This window comes from Actinokineospora inagensis DSM 44258 (genome assembly GCF_000482865.1).
In the GTDB taxonomy this organism is placed as follows: domain Bacteria; phylum Actinomycetota; class Actinomycetes; order Mycobacteriales; family Pseudonocardiaceae; genus Actinokineospora; species Actinokineospora inagensis.
In genome coordinates, this window is sequence record NZ_AXWW01000014.1 from 83673 (window position 1) to 98674 (window position 15002).

The window sequence follows — 15002 nt, forward strand, 5'->3', positions numbered from 1 at the left end:
GCCCTGGCCACAGGAATGCGCCGCCGGTTTCGCCACCCGCCCGGGGATAAGGCACGATTGGCCCCTGATCAGCGGGAATCCCCGCACCGGGAAGGGGATGGGAAGTGGGTGGTTGGGCCACGGTGCGGGCGGAGCGGCGCGTGCTGGGGGTCGTGCACAACATCACCGCCGCGACCCGGTTGTTGGACGTGATCGGCCTGGTCGCGGGGGATGCCCGGGTGCTGGTCGAGTTCACCGTGCCGGGGTCGTCGGCGTTCACCGAGGGGACCGAGGCGTTTCTCGCCACCCGCGGAATCCGGGTCCGCCCGTGGACGTCGGCACGGTCGGACGGTTACCACCTGGCGATCATCGCGAGCCTCGGCGGTGATCTGGGCACCATTTCCGCCAATCGGCTGATTTTGCCCCATGGAATGGGATATAATAAGTACCTTCCCAGGGAAACAGGGAAACAGGGAAACAGGGAAACAGGGAAACAGGGAAACAGGGAAACAGGGAAACAGGGAAACAGGGAAACAGGGGCGGAGTTCGGGTTCGAGCCGCGCTGGCTGGTGGCGGGCGGCGAGCTGATCCCGCACGCCCTGGTGCTGTCCCACGTGGAGCAGCGGACCCGGCTGGCGGCGGCGTGCCCGGAGGCGGTCGGGGTCAGCGTGGTGGGCGGCGACCCGGTCCTGGACCGGCTGCGCGCGAGCGTCCCGCTGCGTCCGGTGTACCGGCGCGCGCTGGGCGTGGAGGACGGGCAACGGTTGGTTGTGCTGTCGTCGACCTGGGGATCTGCCTCACTGCTCGGCACCGGGATCGACCTGGTCCGCCGGTTCGCGCGGCTGCCGCTGGACGAGTACCGGGTCGTGACCGCCCTGCACCCCAACATCGCGGCCTGGCACGGCGAGTGGCAGTTGCGGAACTGGCTGCGTGAGTGCTCCCGCGCCGGGATCACCTTGCTACCGCAGCCAGACGACTGGCAAGCCGCTGTGGTCGCCGCGGATGTCGTAGTCGGCGACCAAGGTTCGGTCACGTTCTACAGCGCCGCACTGGACCGTCCAGTCCTGCTTGCCGTAGCACCCCTTCACACCGTGACGCCCGCGTCCCCCATCGGCCGTTTCCTACGACGCGCTCCTCTACTCGACGACGCCAAGGACCTCGCCAAGCAGTTGGACGACGTAATCACCACCTACGACCCCACCGATCTGGCCGACCTCACCGCGCTGGCGACCTCAGCACCCGACGAGTCCGCCGCTCTACTGCGGTCGTGCTTCTACAACCTGATGGACCTATCCGAGCCTCCTTACCCCGCAGAAGTCCGCGCCGTGTCGTGCCCGGACAGACTCACCCGTGACGTCGAGGCACAACTGGTCCAGACGGAACTGACCGGCCTAACCGTTGCGGTAACCCGATTTCCTGCGTTGCTGGATGCGCACAAGGGCCTGCCGCCGAACACCCATCTCGTAGTCAGCACCCGCGAACCACTGCGCCGCTACCTCGAACTGGCCGAAATCATCCTCGTACCCGACGCCGCAGACGCCACTGAAGTGCTCCGCGGACTCCCCGGCTGCGCGCTGGCCGCAGGACCGGTGTCCGAACACGAGTGGCTGGTCGTCACCCGCGATGGCAACGAGGTCTACGTAACCGGCCTCGACGACGCAAGCGCTTCCGTCGTCCACGCCTGGCTAACCGCGCACGGTAGCCTCGTCGACCTACCGTGCCGGTTGTCGGTAAGACACGGAAACCGCCTCGTGACGGCCGAGTTCAAGACGCCAACAAGTTCCGCAGCTCGCGGATAAGCGGCTCATACCCAAAGGTCTCAGCAATCTGCAGCGCCTGCCGGTAGCCGTCGGCAGCGGTATCGTCGTTCCCCTGCGCCGCGGCGACGCGTCCGAGCAGGGTCAGGATCTGGGCCTCGTCGAACGGCCTGCCCAGCATCCGCATGGCGGTCAACGCGTCTGAGCACCGGGACACGGCGTCCTCGTACCGCCCGGCCTGGAACAGCGCGGTGCCCAGGAGCAGGTCGCACTTGGCGACGTTCATCGTCTCCGCACCGAACTCCGCGCGTGCCGCACTGAGCAACTCGATCGCCTCGTCCGGCGCGCAGCACTTGGCCAAGTGCATCTTCGCCACAGCCACCCGGCGACCGATGCCGATACCCTCCGCGAACTCCAGGTTCTCGCGCAGCAGCACGCCGGCGCGTTCGCGATCATCTGATCCGAGGAAGGCCAGGCCCAAGGTCTCCACGGCGGTGGCGATGAGGTCGCGATTGCCCGTGCCGCGCGCGACGTCCAGCGATTCCCGGCCCAGCGGTACGGCTGCTTCCGGTCGGCCACCGTGCATCTCGGCGAACGCCTGCTGAGTCAGCAAGATCGCCACGAGGTCGTCGCGTCCGGCGGCCCGCGCGGCCTCGGCGCCGATACGACCCGCTGCGGCGAGGTCAGCGTGGTACTTGCCCCACTCGTGCAGCGGCCACAGCAACAGCGCGAGTTCCCAGGCGTAGTCGGGGTGGCCTGCTTCGACCGCGCGCTCCACCACGCTCAACAGGTTCGACCGCTCAGCCACCAACCAGTTCCTCGGCTTGGCCGGCGCCAGAGCATCAAATCGCGCCAGTTCCGGGACGAACATGTCCCGCCACGGGCGTTGCGGCATCATCGCGTGGCCCGCTGCCACACCGACGTGGTGGTAGTGCGCGAGAACGCGGGCGAGCAAATCAGGATCATCCGTGCGCTGTGACGCGTGCAGGCGAACGAGCGTGTGCATACTCAACCTGCCTTTCGCGGACTCTTGCACCAACTTGGCGCTGATGAGCTCATCGACGCCGTCCCCGGCCGCGTTGGCGCCCACGACAGCCGCGATGGTGTCCGGGTGCACGTCACCGCTCCCGGGATGCACGCCCAGCAGGTGGTAACAGATGCGCGCGGACTCACCGAGTCGTTCATAGGCCGCGTCGAACACGGCCGACACCGACAGGCCCGCTTCCTTTGACAGCACGGCCAGTCTGCGCTTCTGGTCTTCGAGTTCCCGCACGTACCGGCCGATGCGCCGATGTGGGAAGTGCTTGATCGTCGACCCGGCCACGCAGAGCGCGATCGGCAGTCCGGCGCAGAAACCGGCCAGCGCCGCAACCGCCTCCGGCTCGGCAGAAGTCCTTTCCTGACCGATGATCTCGGTCAAAAGCATCCAGGATGCCGCGTCCTCCAAGGGAGCCAGGTTGACCACCACGGCCTGCTCGCTGATCCCCAGCCCGCTGAGCCCACCCGTCGCGGTCACCACCACCACCGACCGACCGCCGCCGGGCGTGAACATGCGCACCTGCGGCGGCGACAACGCCTTGTCGACGATCACCGCGATCCGCTTGTCCGCCGACCAGGACCGGAACGCGCTGGCCCGCCCGCTCGCGGTGGCCGGGATCGTGCCCGGCTCATATCCCGCTTCCAGCAGGAACTCCCCCAGCACGGTGCCTTCCAACCCGTCCCGCTCCACCGCGGCCAGGTCGGCCGCGAAGTGCCCGTCCGGGAACTCGTCGGCGTGTTCCCCCAGCCACTTCCGCGCGACCTCGGTCTTCCCCACGCCGGGCAGACCGGAGAACACCATGACCAGCGGCCGCCTCGGATCAGCCCGCTGCCAAGCCTGATCAGCCTCCGCCAACACCCGCGACTGGTTCGTGAAGTAGGGCGACTCCGGGGGAACCATCCGCGGCACCCGCACCGACCGAACTCCGTGGAAGTGCAGGTCGCCATTGATCTGGTTGGCCTGCACCGCGTTGGTGGCGTACCCCGACAACACGTTCCGGACGCCGTCGACCATCAATCCCCTCCGCGACTCGACCCGGGGCCCAGCGTACCGATCTCGCGGCCAGCCGTAGCCCCGATCACCCGGATCGCCACAAGGTCCACTCAGGACGCGGGTGTGCGCCACTTTCGGGTACGGAGCGTACTCGTTGCCCGGCAAGGCATTCCGGTTCTCGTGAACCCCGCTTATCGAACGGGTGATCGAACGCCGGAACGCTCCCCTTCGCCGCCGAACCTGCGGATACTCGACACCAGCACCTTCGAACCACAGGGGAAACACCATGATCACGGCTCTGACAACACCCTCGCGCCCGGTCCGTGCACACTCGGACCGGGGCCTCGTCCGCCCCGGTCTCCGCGTGAACGCGGGCGTCCCCTCGCACGCACCGCCGAGCCGGACACCCAGCGGCCCCGCGCCTGCCGCAAGGCCACACCCGCCTCCGCCTCGACCACCCGCCGACCGCAGCCTGCCCGACCGACCACGCCACACCCGCCCTGTCACTCCGCACCGCCAGGTTCGGCGATCACCTCGCCGAACGCACGAGTGGGGACGTCGTCACCCGGATTGGTCTAGGTCGTGGCCGCGCGGCCCGGCCAGACTCCGGGGAATGACAAGGAAAACAGTGTTGCTGGTCGGGTTGCTGGCCGTGCTGCTCGGCCTGGTCGGGGCACCCGCCACCGCGGCGGCGCCCGGTTTCCCGAGTGAGCTCCGGCTGCCCGACGGGTTTCGCCCGGAGGGCATCGCGATCGGGTCCTGGCCGGTGGCGTACTTCGGTTCACTGGCCGATGGGCGCATCCAGCAGATCGACCTGCGCACCGGTGCGAGCACCCAGTTGAGCCCGGGGGTCGGGGCGCCCTCGGTCGGGCTCAAGGTCGACTCCGAGCACCACCGGTTGTTCGTCGCGGGCGGCACCTCGGGCGAGGTCCGGGTGGTCGACACGCGCGACGGCAAGCTGATCGCCCGGTTCCCGGTCGGCGCCACCGGCGCCTTCCTCAACGACCTGGTGATCGCCCGGGACGCCGTGTGGGTGACCGACTCGACCCTTCCCCAGCTCTACAAACTCCCCCTCGGCCGCGACGGTTCACTCCCACCCGCCGCCGTGACCGTGCCGCTCACCGGCGACTGGCCGAACGACCCGAAGTCCTTCAACGGCAACGGCATCGTCACCACCCCGGACGGCCGCGCGCTGATCGTCGGCAACACCGGCACCGGCAAGCTGTTCCGGGTCGACCCCGCCACCGGCGCCGCGAAGGCCGTCGACCTCGGCACCGACAGCCTCCTCGGCAACGACGGCGAACTCCGCCTCGGCACCGACCTCTACGTCGTCGAGAACGGGTTCAACCGAATCGCCAAGCTCACCCTCCGCCCCGACGGCACCGCCGCCACCCTGGAGCGCCGCCTCACCGACCGCCACTTCGACACGACCACCGCCATCGCCGCCTTCACCGACCGCCTCTACGCCGTCAACGCCCGCTTCAGCACCCCGCCCACCCCCACCACCACCTACACGGCCACCGCCATCCCCCGCTTCTAACCCCCGCCCACTCGATCCGCGGCCCGGCCCCGCGGTCACCACCACACCGCGACACACCACCACCCGCAGCACCCACCCGCCTCCTCAGCCCGAACCACAACCCGATCCCACAACCCGATCCCACAACCACCACCCACGGCTGCTCTGCCACCAACCACTTCACGAACAACCAAGGCACATCCACGACGATCATGACCGGCCGCTACGCCCGCAACTCCACCCACAGCCCCAACGGCCACCTCACCACCAACCACGTCACCACCGGTCACCTCGCCACGACCAGCAACTGCGCGAACAACAACACTCCCAACCAATACGCCACCGGCACGACCCCATCGCCACGAACCGCAGCACATCCACGACGATCATGACCGGCCGCTACGCCCGCAACTCCACCCACAGCCCCAACGGCCACCTCACCACAAACACTTCACCGCCAACCACGTCACCACCGGCCACCTCACCGCCAACCACGTCACCGCCTACCCCTCACCACCGGCCACCTCACCACCGCCACTCCACCACCAACCACCCCTCCGCAGGCATGCTCAGAGACCGAGGTGAGCCCGGCCGGTGCGCGAGTCAGCGGCTCAGCCGATCAGCGGCGGACCTGCAGGCGGCCCGCCCACCCCGACTCGACCGCCGCCGCTTCCGGGCACCAAGTCGACCGGGACCTCGGCCCGGCCTGCGGTCGCCAGTACGCGGCGGCAGGCCGGCACTTGCCGCACTGTCCGCCCACGTGCGCCGGCAGCCATGCGGCCGTCGCGATGTCGCTTCCCAACCAGCCTTGCCGAGTCAGACCGGCCGCAGGGCACCACGCCATGACACACCGACGACCGCTCGCTCCCGACCACTACCCGCGCGGTCGTCATCGCCCCGCTGCGACCACCCGCTCGACCCGAGCCGCAGTGGCCTCAGGGTCACGTGTCAGCGCACGTCAACGCCACATACCATCCCGCCTCGAACACTGGCTACGCGGCCATCACCATCGCCGCGGTTGACCGAACGGGATGGGTCGGTCCCGTGGTTGTCGGTGCGTCGTGGCACGCTCGGGTGGCGCGGGACTGGGGGTGCGAAGCAGTGCGGAAGGTCGGGCTGGGGCGGTCGTTCCGGTGGTTGTGGGCCGCGTACGCGGTGAGCGCTTATGGGACGGGGCTGGGGTTCGGGGCGTTCTCGATCGTCGCGATTGTGGGGTTGGGGGCGGGGGCCGTCGAGGTGGCGGTGCTGTCGTCGGCGGGGTTGGCGTTGGGGGCGGTGCTGTCGGTGCCGTTGGGGCCGTGGATGGAGTTCCGGGCGAAGCGGCCAGTCATGATCGTCATGGATGTGCTGCGGTTCGTGGCGATGGGGTCGGTGCCGGTGGCGTACTGGTTGGGGGTGTTGTCGTTCGCGCAGTTGCTGGTCGTGTCGATTGTGGCGGCGGGGGCGAAGATCGCGTTCACGGCGGCCAGTGGGGCGTATCTGAAGACCATCGTGCCGGGGGACGGCCTTTTGCCTGCGTCCAGCCGGTTCGAGTCGACGACGTGGTCGGCGACGGTTGTCGGGCCGCCGTTGGGTGGGGCGGCGATCGGGGTGTTCGGGCCGGTGGCGACGGTCGCGATCGACGCGGTGAGCTACCTGCTGTCGGCATTGGGGATCGCCGCGATCCGGGAGCGGGAGCAGGCGCCGCCCGCGAGGCCGAGCGCTGTTCGGCGGTGGGGTGACCTGGTCGAGGGGTGGCGGTACATCCTGAGCCACTCGACGTTGCGGCCGTTCTTCGTGAACGTGCTGCTGGTCAACGGGTTGATCATGGCGGCGGAGCCGGTGCTGTCCGTGTTGATGCTCGCCCACCTGGGGTTCCCGGTCTGGGAGTACGGGTTGGCGTTCGCGGTCCCGTGTGTCGGCGGGTTGATCGGGTCCCGGCTGGCCCGGCGGGTCGTGTCGCGGCTCGGTGAGTGGCGGGTGTTGCGGGTCTTCGGGGTGCTGCGCGCCTGCTGGCCGCTGGGGTTGGCGTTCGTCCAACCGGGGACGGTGGGGTTGGTGGTCGTGATGGTCACCGAGTTCGGGTTGATCGTCTGCGCGAGCATCTTCAACCCGGTGCTCTCCACCTACCGGCTGAACAACACCACCGCCGACCGGCAGGCCCGGGTGCTCGCCGCCTGGTCGACCTCGACCACGCTCAGCATCGCCGCCCTCACCGTGCTGTGGGGTGTGTTGGCGCAGGTCACCGGCCCGCGCACGGCCATCGCCCTGGCTGGTCTGCTGCTGCTCGGGACCCCGTTCCTGTTACCGCGACAACCCGCCGTCGGGCGGGAAAAGCAGGTGGCGGCCGGTTCTGGCCAGGGCTCCCGCGATGTGGAACACGCGGAATAGTCGGCCTGCCCGCCGGTTTGTGCTGGGGACAGGCGAACCGGCGGCGGGAGAGGGACAGCGATGGCGGACTTCGCGGAGCAGTGGCAGGAGTGGAAGGCGCAGCGGGAGCGGGACCTGGCCGACCCGTACGGCTGGCTGGCGCTGGTGTCGCTCGACTGGCTGACCGACCAGCCGACGGCGTACCAGGGGCTGCCGGGCCTGTGGTGGCAGGACGCCGAGGCGGCCTACGTCGACCCGAACGGCGGTGAGCTCAGCCACGACGGCGAGGCCATCACCGGGGTGAAGCGGATCGAGCTGGTCAACAGCGGCGCCGGGACCCGGGTGCGGGCGGGCGACGTCGAGGTGGAGATCGCCCGGCGGCGGGACTACCTGATCCGGGTGCACGACCCGAAGGCGGACGCGGTCGGCGGGTTCCGCGGGGTGCCCGCGTACGACCCGAAGTCGGAGTGGGTGCTCAGCGGGGTCTACGAGCCGTTCGACGAGGCCCGACCGACGACGGTGGGCGCCGTGGTGGCCGGGTTGACCCACGTCTACACCTCACCCGGCATCGTGCGGTTCACCTACAACGGGGCCGAACACACGCTGACCGCGTTCAACGGCAAGCAGGGCGGGTTCAGCATCCTGTTCACCGACGCCACCAGCGGAGTGACGACCTACGCGGCGAACCGGTCACTGGCCGTGGCCGAGCCGGACGAGAACGGCACCGTGGTGCTGGACTTCAACCGCGCGGTGAACCTGCCATGCGCGTTCACCGCGTTCGCAACCTGCCCATTGCCGCCCGCGGGGAACAACCTCCCGTTCGCCGTCGAGGCGGGCGAGCTGATCCCGTTCGAGCAGGAAGCTCTCGCGCACTAGCGGCCCGACCCGGAACGTCGGCCGCGTATCGGCCTGTCCACGGCGTTCCTGACAAGGCGCCGGAACGGCCTCGTCCTTGGACGTGCCAGTGGCGCAGCCAGGGACATCGTGGGCAGGTCGAGACGCGACTACACGAATTCCCGGGTCAACCCACTAAAGCGCTAGCTGTGCATCTGCCTGTTCACGGCGTTGCAGGCAAGGACGCCAGAACGTGCGCTGGGCGCGTTCGGGGGCGTGGCCAGGTCGAGCCGCTAGTCCACATCGGACCGGGGTTCGGGGAGCGCGGCCTGACCGGGCCGCGCTTCCACCGGGTCGGCGGGGACGGCGGGGATGTGGCGGACCGTGCCGTCGGCGGCCAGGAAGCTGCCGTCGGCGTAGTGCAGGGCGGTGACGGGGGCGGTGGTCTCGACGGTGGACCAGCGTCGGGTGGGCAGGTCGTAGAGGGCGACCTGGGCCGTGGCCGAGCCCGCCGCGATGACCATGCCGTCGGTGGTGACGGCGGCGCAGGTCAGTGGGTGTGGTGCGGGGATCGCGACCACTTCGGACTCCGACCACAGGCGCAGGTCCGCCCCGACGGTTGCGAATCGGTTGTCCGGTAGCGCTATGCAGGCGTGGGCACCTGTGTCGGTTATCCGGTCGAACAGTTCCAGGGTCGTGAGGTCGTACCGGGCGATCGCGCCGTCGGTGGCGAGCGCGATGAGGACGCCGCCCGCCACAGTCAGATCGGCGATGGCGGTGTCGTGCGCGCGGACGGTATCCACGGCTCTTACCTGGTCGACATCCACTGCGAATATGACAGCCTCGCCCGCCTCGGTACCGACGACGGCGTGACCGGGAAATGCCGCCGCGCTGGTCAGCGCTACCGGGAGGCGGTGCAGCGGTTCCGCGGTGAGGGCGTTGAGCAGCACGCCGCCCGCTCCCCCGGTCAGCACGATCGGGCCCGACGAACACAGGAACGCGCACTCACCGGCCAGGGTTGCCCGGACGTCACCTTTTCGGCGGATCACCCCGGCGTGGTCGAGGGTGAGCACAGCGCCGTCGTGGCTGGTGATGGCGCATTCGCGGCGGGGTGCGGTGCCGGTAGTCCGGCGGGGTCGGTGGAGCGTGCTGTTGTTCATTCTTCCGTCCGTCTCACCTGGGGAACCTGTTTCCGATAGCGCCCTTCGTCCTTTTCCGGTAACCGGCACAATGGCGTTTGCCTGACTTTACCGAGGGTGTCAACCGACTGCGCGGAATGTGGGATGTGGACATTCCGGCGGTATCCGGCCATCACCCGTGCTGGTGAAAGAGCTCAACCGCCGAGGTCCGCTGCCGATGTCCCGCGCATGAAGCTCGGCAGCTCGTTGGCCCGTACGGCGCTGTTCACGGCGCTCTACGTCGTGGCCACGGTCGCCGGGCGGTTGACGGTCATGGACAGCACGAACCTGAGCATGGTGTGGCCCGCGGCGGGCGTGGCGGCCGTGTGGTTCTGCGTGCGGCGGGGTTCCCGCGCGCGCTTGGCCGACGTGCTGGCGCTGTCGGTGGTCACCGTCGTGGTCAACATGGCGACCGGGGCGACGTGGCAGTTCGCTTGCGTGTTCGTGGTGGCCAACCTGGCGCAGGCCGAGCTGTTCGGGCTGTTCATCGCGCGCTGGCGGCCCACGCTGCTCGACCTCGGCCCGTCGGGTGGTCCTAAGGGCCCGCGCGACCTGTGGGGTTCGCTTGCGGCGGCCGCGTTGGCGACGGCGAGCGGTGTCGCGGTTGGCCCGACCGCGATCTGGCTGATGACCGGCCACTACGCGTGGCTCGCGTCGGCGGTGTGGCTGGCGCGGAACACCGCGGGCATCCTGCTGGTTGGCGCGGTGGGCCTGTTCGTCGCGCGTGCTGTGGTGACCTACCGGGCACGACAGGGCTGTGCGTGGCGGTCGGCCGTAGAGGACCTCAGGGCTACGTCGGCGTGGCGGGTTGGTGAGTACCTCGCGCTGTCCGTGTCCTCTATCGCCGCTTACCTCGTCTGCTTCGCCTACAACCACGGCCTACCGCTGGCGTTTACCCTTATCGCGTTCACCGTGTGGGCGGCGACACGGTTGTCGACCACGTTTGTGGTGTTGCACGACTTCGCCGTTGGCACCATCGCCGTGGTTTTCACCCTGCACGGCGACGGCCCGTTCGCGGTGCTTTCCCAGCACGCCGCCAAGGCGTTGATCGTGCAATTGTTCATCGCGATGGTCGCCGTGGTCGGGCTCGCGTTGGCCCTCGGCCGTGACGAGCGGGTGACTCTGGTGCGGGAGTTGGCCGCGCGCCGGGAAGACGCCAACCGCCGCGCCGAACTCATGGGGGCGATCATCGACTCCATGGGCGACGGTCTTTCCGTCGTCGACGCCGATGGCCGCATCACGTTGCGGAACCCGGCGGCGGTGTACCTGCTCGGCGGTCAGGTCAGCACCGACGGAACCATCCGGGACAGTGGGCACTACGGACTGTTCCACCTCGACGGCACCCCCATCGCCTCAGACGAGATGCCCCACGCGCGCGTCCAGTCCGGCCACGACGTACACGAGATGGACATCTTGGTCCGCAACGTCGGCATCCCCGGTGGCCGTATCTTGAGCGTGAACGCGACAGCCCTACCTGACGGGACAGGCCGCAACAGCGTTGTCCTGCTCTTTCACGACGTCACCGCGGAACGCCGCCACCGCGACGAACTGGCCACCTTCGCGGGCGCCGTCGCGCACGACCTGCTCAACCCGCTGACCGCCGTCGAAGGCTGGACCGACGCCGCCAGCGAATCACTCGACGGCATCCACGCGCACGCGGCGGTGGACCGCGCCCAGGCCGGTCTCGCCCGCGTCACCCGCGCCGCGGGCCGGATGCGCGGTCTCATCAACGACCTCTTGGCCTATACGACCGCGCGCGACGCCGTCGTCGCCCCGGTTCCGGTCGACCTGACCGCCCTCGTCACCGACATCGCCACCGCCCGAAGCGACACCGCGACCGTCGCCGACACCCCGGTCCCCACGTTCACCTTCACCCACCTCGATCCGGTCCAGGCCGACGTCGTCCTGGTCCGCCAACTCCTCGACAACCTCATCGGCAATGCGATGAAGTACACCGCCCCGGGCGTCACCCCGCGCCTGCACATCACCACCGCTCGCCGCGCTGACCTGGTCCGGGTGACCATCGCCGACAACGGCATCGGCATCCCGGCGGGCCACCACGACGCGATCTTCGACAACTTCCACCGCGCCCATCACACCGCCGACTACGCGGGCACCGGCCTGGGCCTAGCCATCTGCAAACGTATCGTCGAGCGCCATGGCGGCACCATCACCGCCACCGACAACCCCACGGGCGGCTCCTGCTTCACCTTCACCCTCCCGGCCGCCTTGTCCGCGCCCCGCCGCGCCGGCCCGGCGCCGCTGACCGTCTCAGTCCGACTGGATCGCGGCTGACCCCGCGTCGGCGGCGGGTGGCAGTGGCTTGGCGGTGTCCTTGATCATGGCCATCAGCATGTCCTTGGCCTGGGCGAGCGGCATGATCTGGGCCAGCGCCTCGGCCATGCCGCCGTCGGCGCCGCTGATCATGGTGGGCACGTTGGCCTTGACCAGCTCGGCGACGGCGCGGGTGAGGCCGACGTGGTCTGGCCCGAGGAGTTCGACGAGGACCTGGATCTCGACGTGCTTGAGGCGTTCGCGGTGTTCCTGGACGCGGATGCGCTGGTGTTCGATCTCGGAGACCACGGCCTCGTTGGTGTTGCGGGCGCGGAGTTCGGCCAGGCTCGCCTCTTCGAGCCGGACCTCTTCCTGCTTGACGGCGATGCGGCGGCGCATCTCGTTGATGGCGGGTTCGTCGCAGTGGAACTGTTCGAGGGTGGTGGTCATGGCGATGATGCCGGTGGTCGCGAGGGCCTGGCGGACTTCCCCGGCGAGTTCGACGCACACCTCGTCGTAGCGGGTGATGAACTCCTGGATGCGGTAGTGCCCACCGATGCGGCGGAAGTACCCGGCCACCGTCGCGGCGAGTTCCTTCTCCACGAACTGGCGGACGAGCGCGCGACCCGACTGCTTGTTGTGCCCGAACCGCCGCACCAGCAGCGGCGCGATCTCCGCCGGGATCCGCACCGTCTGCGTCATGTTCAGCCGCACCGTGTGCCCCTGCACGTCGAGCACCACCTCGTCGAGCGAGGCGTCGAGGTTGTCCGCCGACTTCGGGTCGCTGGTCCACTCCAGGATCAGGTGGCGGGTCGGGATCGGGACGACGGAGGCGAACCACGGGTTGAGCACGTACCAGCCGCCCTCGGGCAGCGTCTCGGACTGGACGCCGATCTCGCCGCCGTTCGCCAGGAACACCCACGACAACCGGAACCGGTCGTGTCCCGGTACCACCCTGCCCGCGTCTGTGGGGGCGGTCGACGGCGCCAGGCCCGCGTGCGCGATGACGACGCCGGTCTCACCGATGGGGATGTTGGTGCCACGCAGGTCGTCGACGGTCAGGTCCTCCACGGCGGCCTTGTCCGGGGTGTTCACGGTGATCACGTCGAACACCTGGGGGTTGATGTTGTAGTAGCCGCTCATCAGGACCTGCTGCTGACGGCCCTGCTCACCGCCGGACCACAGGAACCGGTGCGCGTCCTGGAAGTGGTTGCACTCCACGTGCTTGGCCAACTGGTTGCCCGCGGGCCGGATCGCGCCGACCCGGGCGACGACCAACCCGAACGTCCCGTTGGGTACGTGCACCTGCGGGGCCACGACCAGCCGCTCGAACGGGCGCGGCCAGTACACGGTGAACGTGGGCACCGTTCCCGCCTGCCACCCCGGGCCGCCGGTCACGCTGACCCACCCGGTGTCGCCGACGCCGCGCTTGCCCCGCGACCGGTGGACCAGTCCGACGTGCCCCAGCGGAATCCGGCGCGGCCGCAGCGGCAGCAGGGCGATCACCAGCACCACCGCCACCAGGCCGATCACCAACAACACCGGCATCACCTTCACCACCTCGATGGGGCGCGTAGCGCACAGTCGATCAGTCTCTTGTGGACGGCGATCACGGTCTTGGCCCAGTCGTCGTGCCAGCGCTCGTGGTGTTCGCGGTCCGGGTTGCGCAGGGTCGGGTAGAACGGCCCGTCCGGGGCGCCGCCGGTGAAGGCGGGGTACGGGGGCACCGGGTCGTCCGGGTTGGCCCGCCAACCGAGCAGGACGCACAGAGCCCGGAACTGGCGCGGGCTGGTGACGGCCAGGTCCGCGCACCGGGCGCGTTGGGCGCGCAGTCCCCACGCCCCACTGGACGCGGCCGACCACGCCGCGTCGATGGAGGCGAGCAGGTCGAGGGGCAGCAGGGCGCCGTCGTCAATGCGCAACCAGCCCGCCCGGGTGCGACCGGTGTGTTCGAGCAACGCCCGGGTGGTCAACTCGTCGGCGGCGGCGACCTCGCCCGCCGCGAGCGCGTGCTGCATATCGGCGACCAGGTCGAGGACCGCGCGGCTCGGCGGCTCGGGCACCGGCTCCGGGGTCGGCGGTGCCGCCGGTATCTCCGGGGGCCGTCGCGGTTGGTGCCCGTTGACCCCGTGCAGGTGCCGCAGGTCGATCGGGTCCGGGGTGACCCGCGCCCGCGCCCGCGCGTGGTTGCCCGGGATGCGCAGGTACGCGGTCTCGTGGAAGTTCTTGCGCGGCAGGTCGATCCGCAGTTCGGCGAACTGGTCCGGCCGGAGGCCACCCAACTCGTTGCGCACGGCCCGGTCGTAGAGCCGGTCGGAGATGACCAGTGCCAGGTTCGCGGTCGGGTGGTCGCGCAACGCGCCGCGCACCGGGTCCGCGTTGAGCAACCGGTTGAGGGTGATCAGCGCCGGACCGGCGTAACCGAGCATGCCCGGGGTCAGCACGTCGAGCACCATCGCCACGCGCAACCGGATGGTCAGGTCGGGCGAGCTGTCGGAGCGGTCGCTGACGAGCAGGTCGTCCAGCCGCTCCACCAGGGTGCGCAGGACGACGAGCAGGTCGACGTCACCGGGCAGGACAGCCGTCTCGCCATCCCCCTCGGCCCGCCGGTCCCACTCGGTCCGGCTCAACCCGGACGCCTGCGCGGCCGCGTCCAACATGAGGTCGAGCCGCTGCTGCACAACCTGCTGGCGACGGGTGATCAGCCTGCTGAACCCCTCGACGTCGACCCCGAGCACCAACCGTTCGACGAGGATCGGCGGCTGCCCCGGGCTCCCGGCGACCCCGAACGACGTGATACGGGTCATGCCCCCAGTGTCCCGACGGACTCCGGCGAAGTGCGGGCCGCACTCGGTAATGTCCAGGAACTGTCAACCCACCCGGGAGGCCCGGCGATCGAGCCCGCCGTCACCACCGCGCACGCCCTGTCCCGAGTAGACCACCTGGACCGCCATCTACACGCCTTCCGGCGCGTCAATCCGGATTCAGCCTTGGCAACAGCACGAAATGTGGACCGACAGGTCGCAAATGGCGTGCCGCTCCCTCGCGGGTGTCCTGATAGTCGTCAAGGTGGGTAATCA

9 protein-coding genes are annotated in these 15002 nt (G+C 69.6%); 5 read left to right on the top strand and 4 right to left on the bottom strand.

The annotated features are described in order from the left end of the window. Window positions 1–122: 122 nt before the first annotated feature. On the top strand, window positions 123–1778 hold the full coding sequence (locus H504_RS33350; RefSeq protein ID WP_157440222.1) for a hypothetical protein: 1656 nt from the start codon (window positions 123–125) through the stop codon (window positions 1776–1778). Here the strand turns inward: H504_RS33350 and H504_RS0105135 are convergent. Further along, a complete protein-coding gene (locus H504_RS0105135) occupies window positions 1744–3789 on the bottom strand; it encodes a tetratricopeptide repeat protein (protein WP_026421903.1) in 2046 nt (681 codons plus the stop codon). The two genes, H504_RS33350 and H504_RS0105135, sit on opposite strands and share 35 nt — an antisense overlap. A gap of 592 nt (window positions 3790–4381) precedes the next feature. Here H504_RS0105135 and H504_RS0105140 point away from each other — a divergent pair. The 3 genes from H504_RS0105140 to H504_RS0105155 all read left to right on the top strand — a co-directional run bounded on the left by H504_RS0105140 (window position 4382) and on the right by H504_RS0105155 (window position 8512). Continuing rightward, entirely contained in the window at window positions 4382–5308 is a 927-nt protein-coding gene (locus H504_RS0105140) for an NHL repeat-containing protein (RefSeq protein ID WP_026421904.1), read from the top strand. Window positions 5309–6388: 1080 nt separating this feature from the next. Next, window positions 6389–7657 carry an MFS transporter gene (locus H504_RS0105150; protein ID WP_026421905.1) on the top strand — a complete coding sequence of 423 codons (1269 nt, stop codon included), beginning with the start codon at window positions 6389–6391 and terminating at the stop codon, window positions 7655–7657. Between the two features lie 60 nt (window positions 7658–7717). Then, window positions 7718–8512 (top strand): DUF1684 domain-containing protein, encoded by a 795-nt coding sequence (locus tag H504_RS0105155; RefSeq protein WP_026421906.1) that lies wholly within the window; start codon window positions 7718–7720, stop codon window positions 8510–8512. Window positions 8513–8763: 251 nt separating this feature from the next. Here H504_RS0105155 and H504_RS0105160 read toward each other — a convergent pair whose 3' ends face one another. Further along, window positions 8764–9630 carry a WD40 repeat domain-containing protein gene (locus tag H504_RS0105160; RefSeq protein WP_026421907.1) on the bottom strand — a complete coding sequence of 289 codons (867 nt, stop codon included), beginning with the start codon at window positions 9628–9630 and terminating at the stop codon, window positions 8764–8766. 207 nt (window positions 9631–9837) lie between these two features. Here H504_RS0105160 and H504_RS0105165 point away from each other — a divergent pair, with 207 nt between their 5' ends. Next, window positions 9838–11943, top strand: a complete 2106-nt coding sequence (locus H504_RS0105165; RefSeq protein WP_026421908.1) for an ATP-binding protein — start codon at window positions 9838–9840, stop codon at window positions 11941–11943. Here the strand turns inward: H504_RS0105165 and H504_RS33355 are convergent. Beyond that, window positions 11920–13470, bottom strand: a complete 1551-nt coding sequence (locus H504_RS33355; RefSeq protein WP_157440224.1) for an SPFH domain-containing protein — start codon at window positions 13468–13470, stop codon at window positions 11920–11922. The genes H504_RS0105165 and H504_RS33355 overlap by 24 nt on opposite strands. A gap of 5 nt (window positions 13471–13475) precedes the next feature. Further along, entirely contained in the window at window positions 13476–14729 is a 1254-nt protein-coding gene (locus H504_RS38390; protein WP_051385503.1) for a GUN4 domain-containing protein, read from the bottom strand. Window positions 14730–15002: the final 273 nt, after the last annotated feature.

Coding starts and splice junctions, on each gene's coding strand:
- H504_RS0105165 (WP_026421908.1), top strand. CDS start 9,838: ATGAAGCTCGGCAGCTCGTTGGCCCGTACGGCGCTGTTCACGGCGCTC.
- H504_RS38390 (WP_051385503.1), bottom strand. CDS start 14,729: ATGACCCGTATCACGTCGTTCGGGGTCGCCGGGAGCCCGGGGCAGCCG.
- H504_RS0105140 (WP_026421904.1), top strand. CDS start 4,382: ATGACAAGGAAAACAGTGTTGCTGGTCGGGTTGCTGGCCGTGCTGCTC.
- H504_RS33355 (WP_157440224.1), bottom strand. CDS start 13,470: ATGCCGGTGTTGTTGGTGATCGGCCTGGTGGCGGTGGTGCTGGTGATC.
- H504_RS0105135 (WP_026421903.1), bottom strand. CDS start 3,789: ATGGTCGACGGCGTCCGGAACGTGTTGTCGGGGTACGCCACCAACGCG.
- H504_RS0105160 (WP_026421907.1), bottom strand. CDS start 9,630: ATGAACAACAGCACGCTCCACCGACCCCGCCGGACTACCGGCACCGCA.
- H504_RS0105155 (WP_026421906.1), top strand. CDS start 7,718: ATGGCGGACTTCGCGGAGCAGTGGCAGGAGTGGAAGGCGCAGCGGGAG.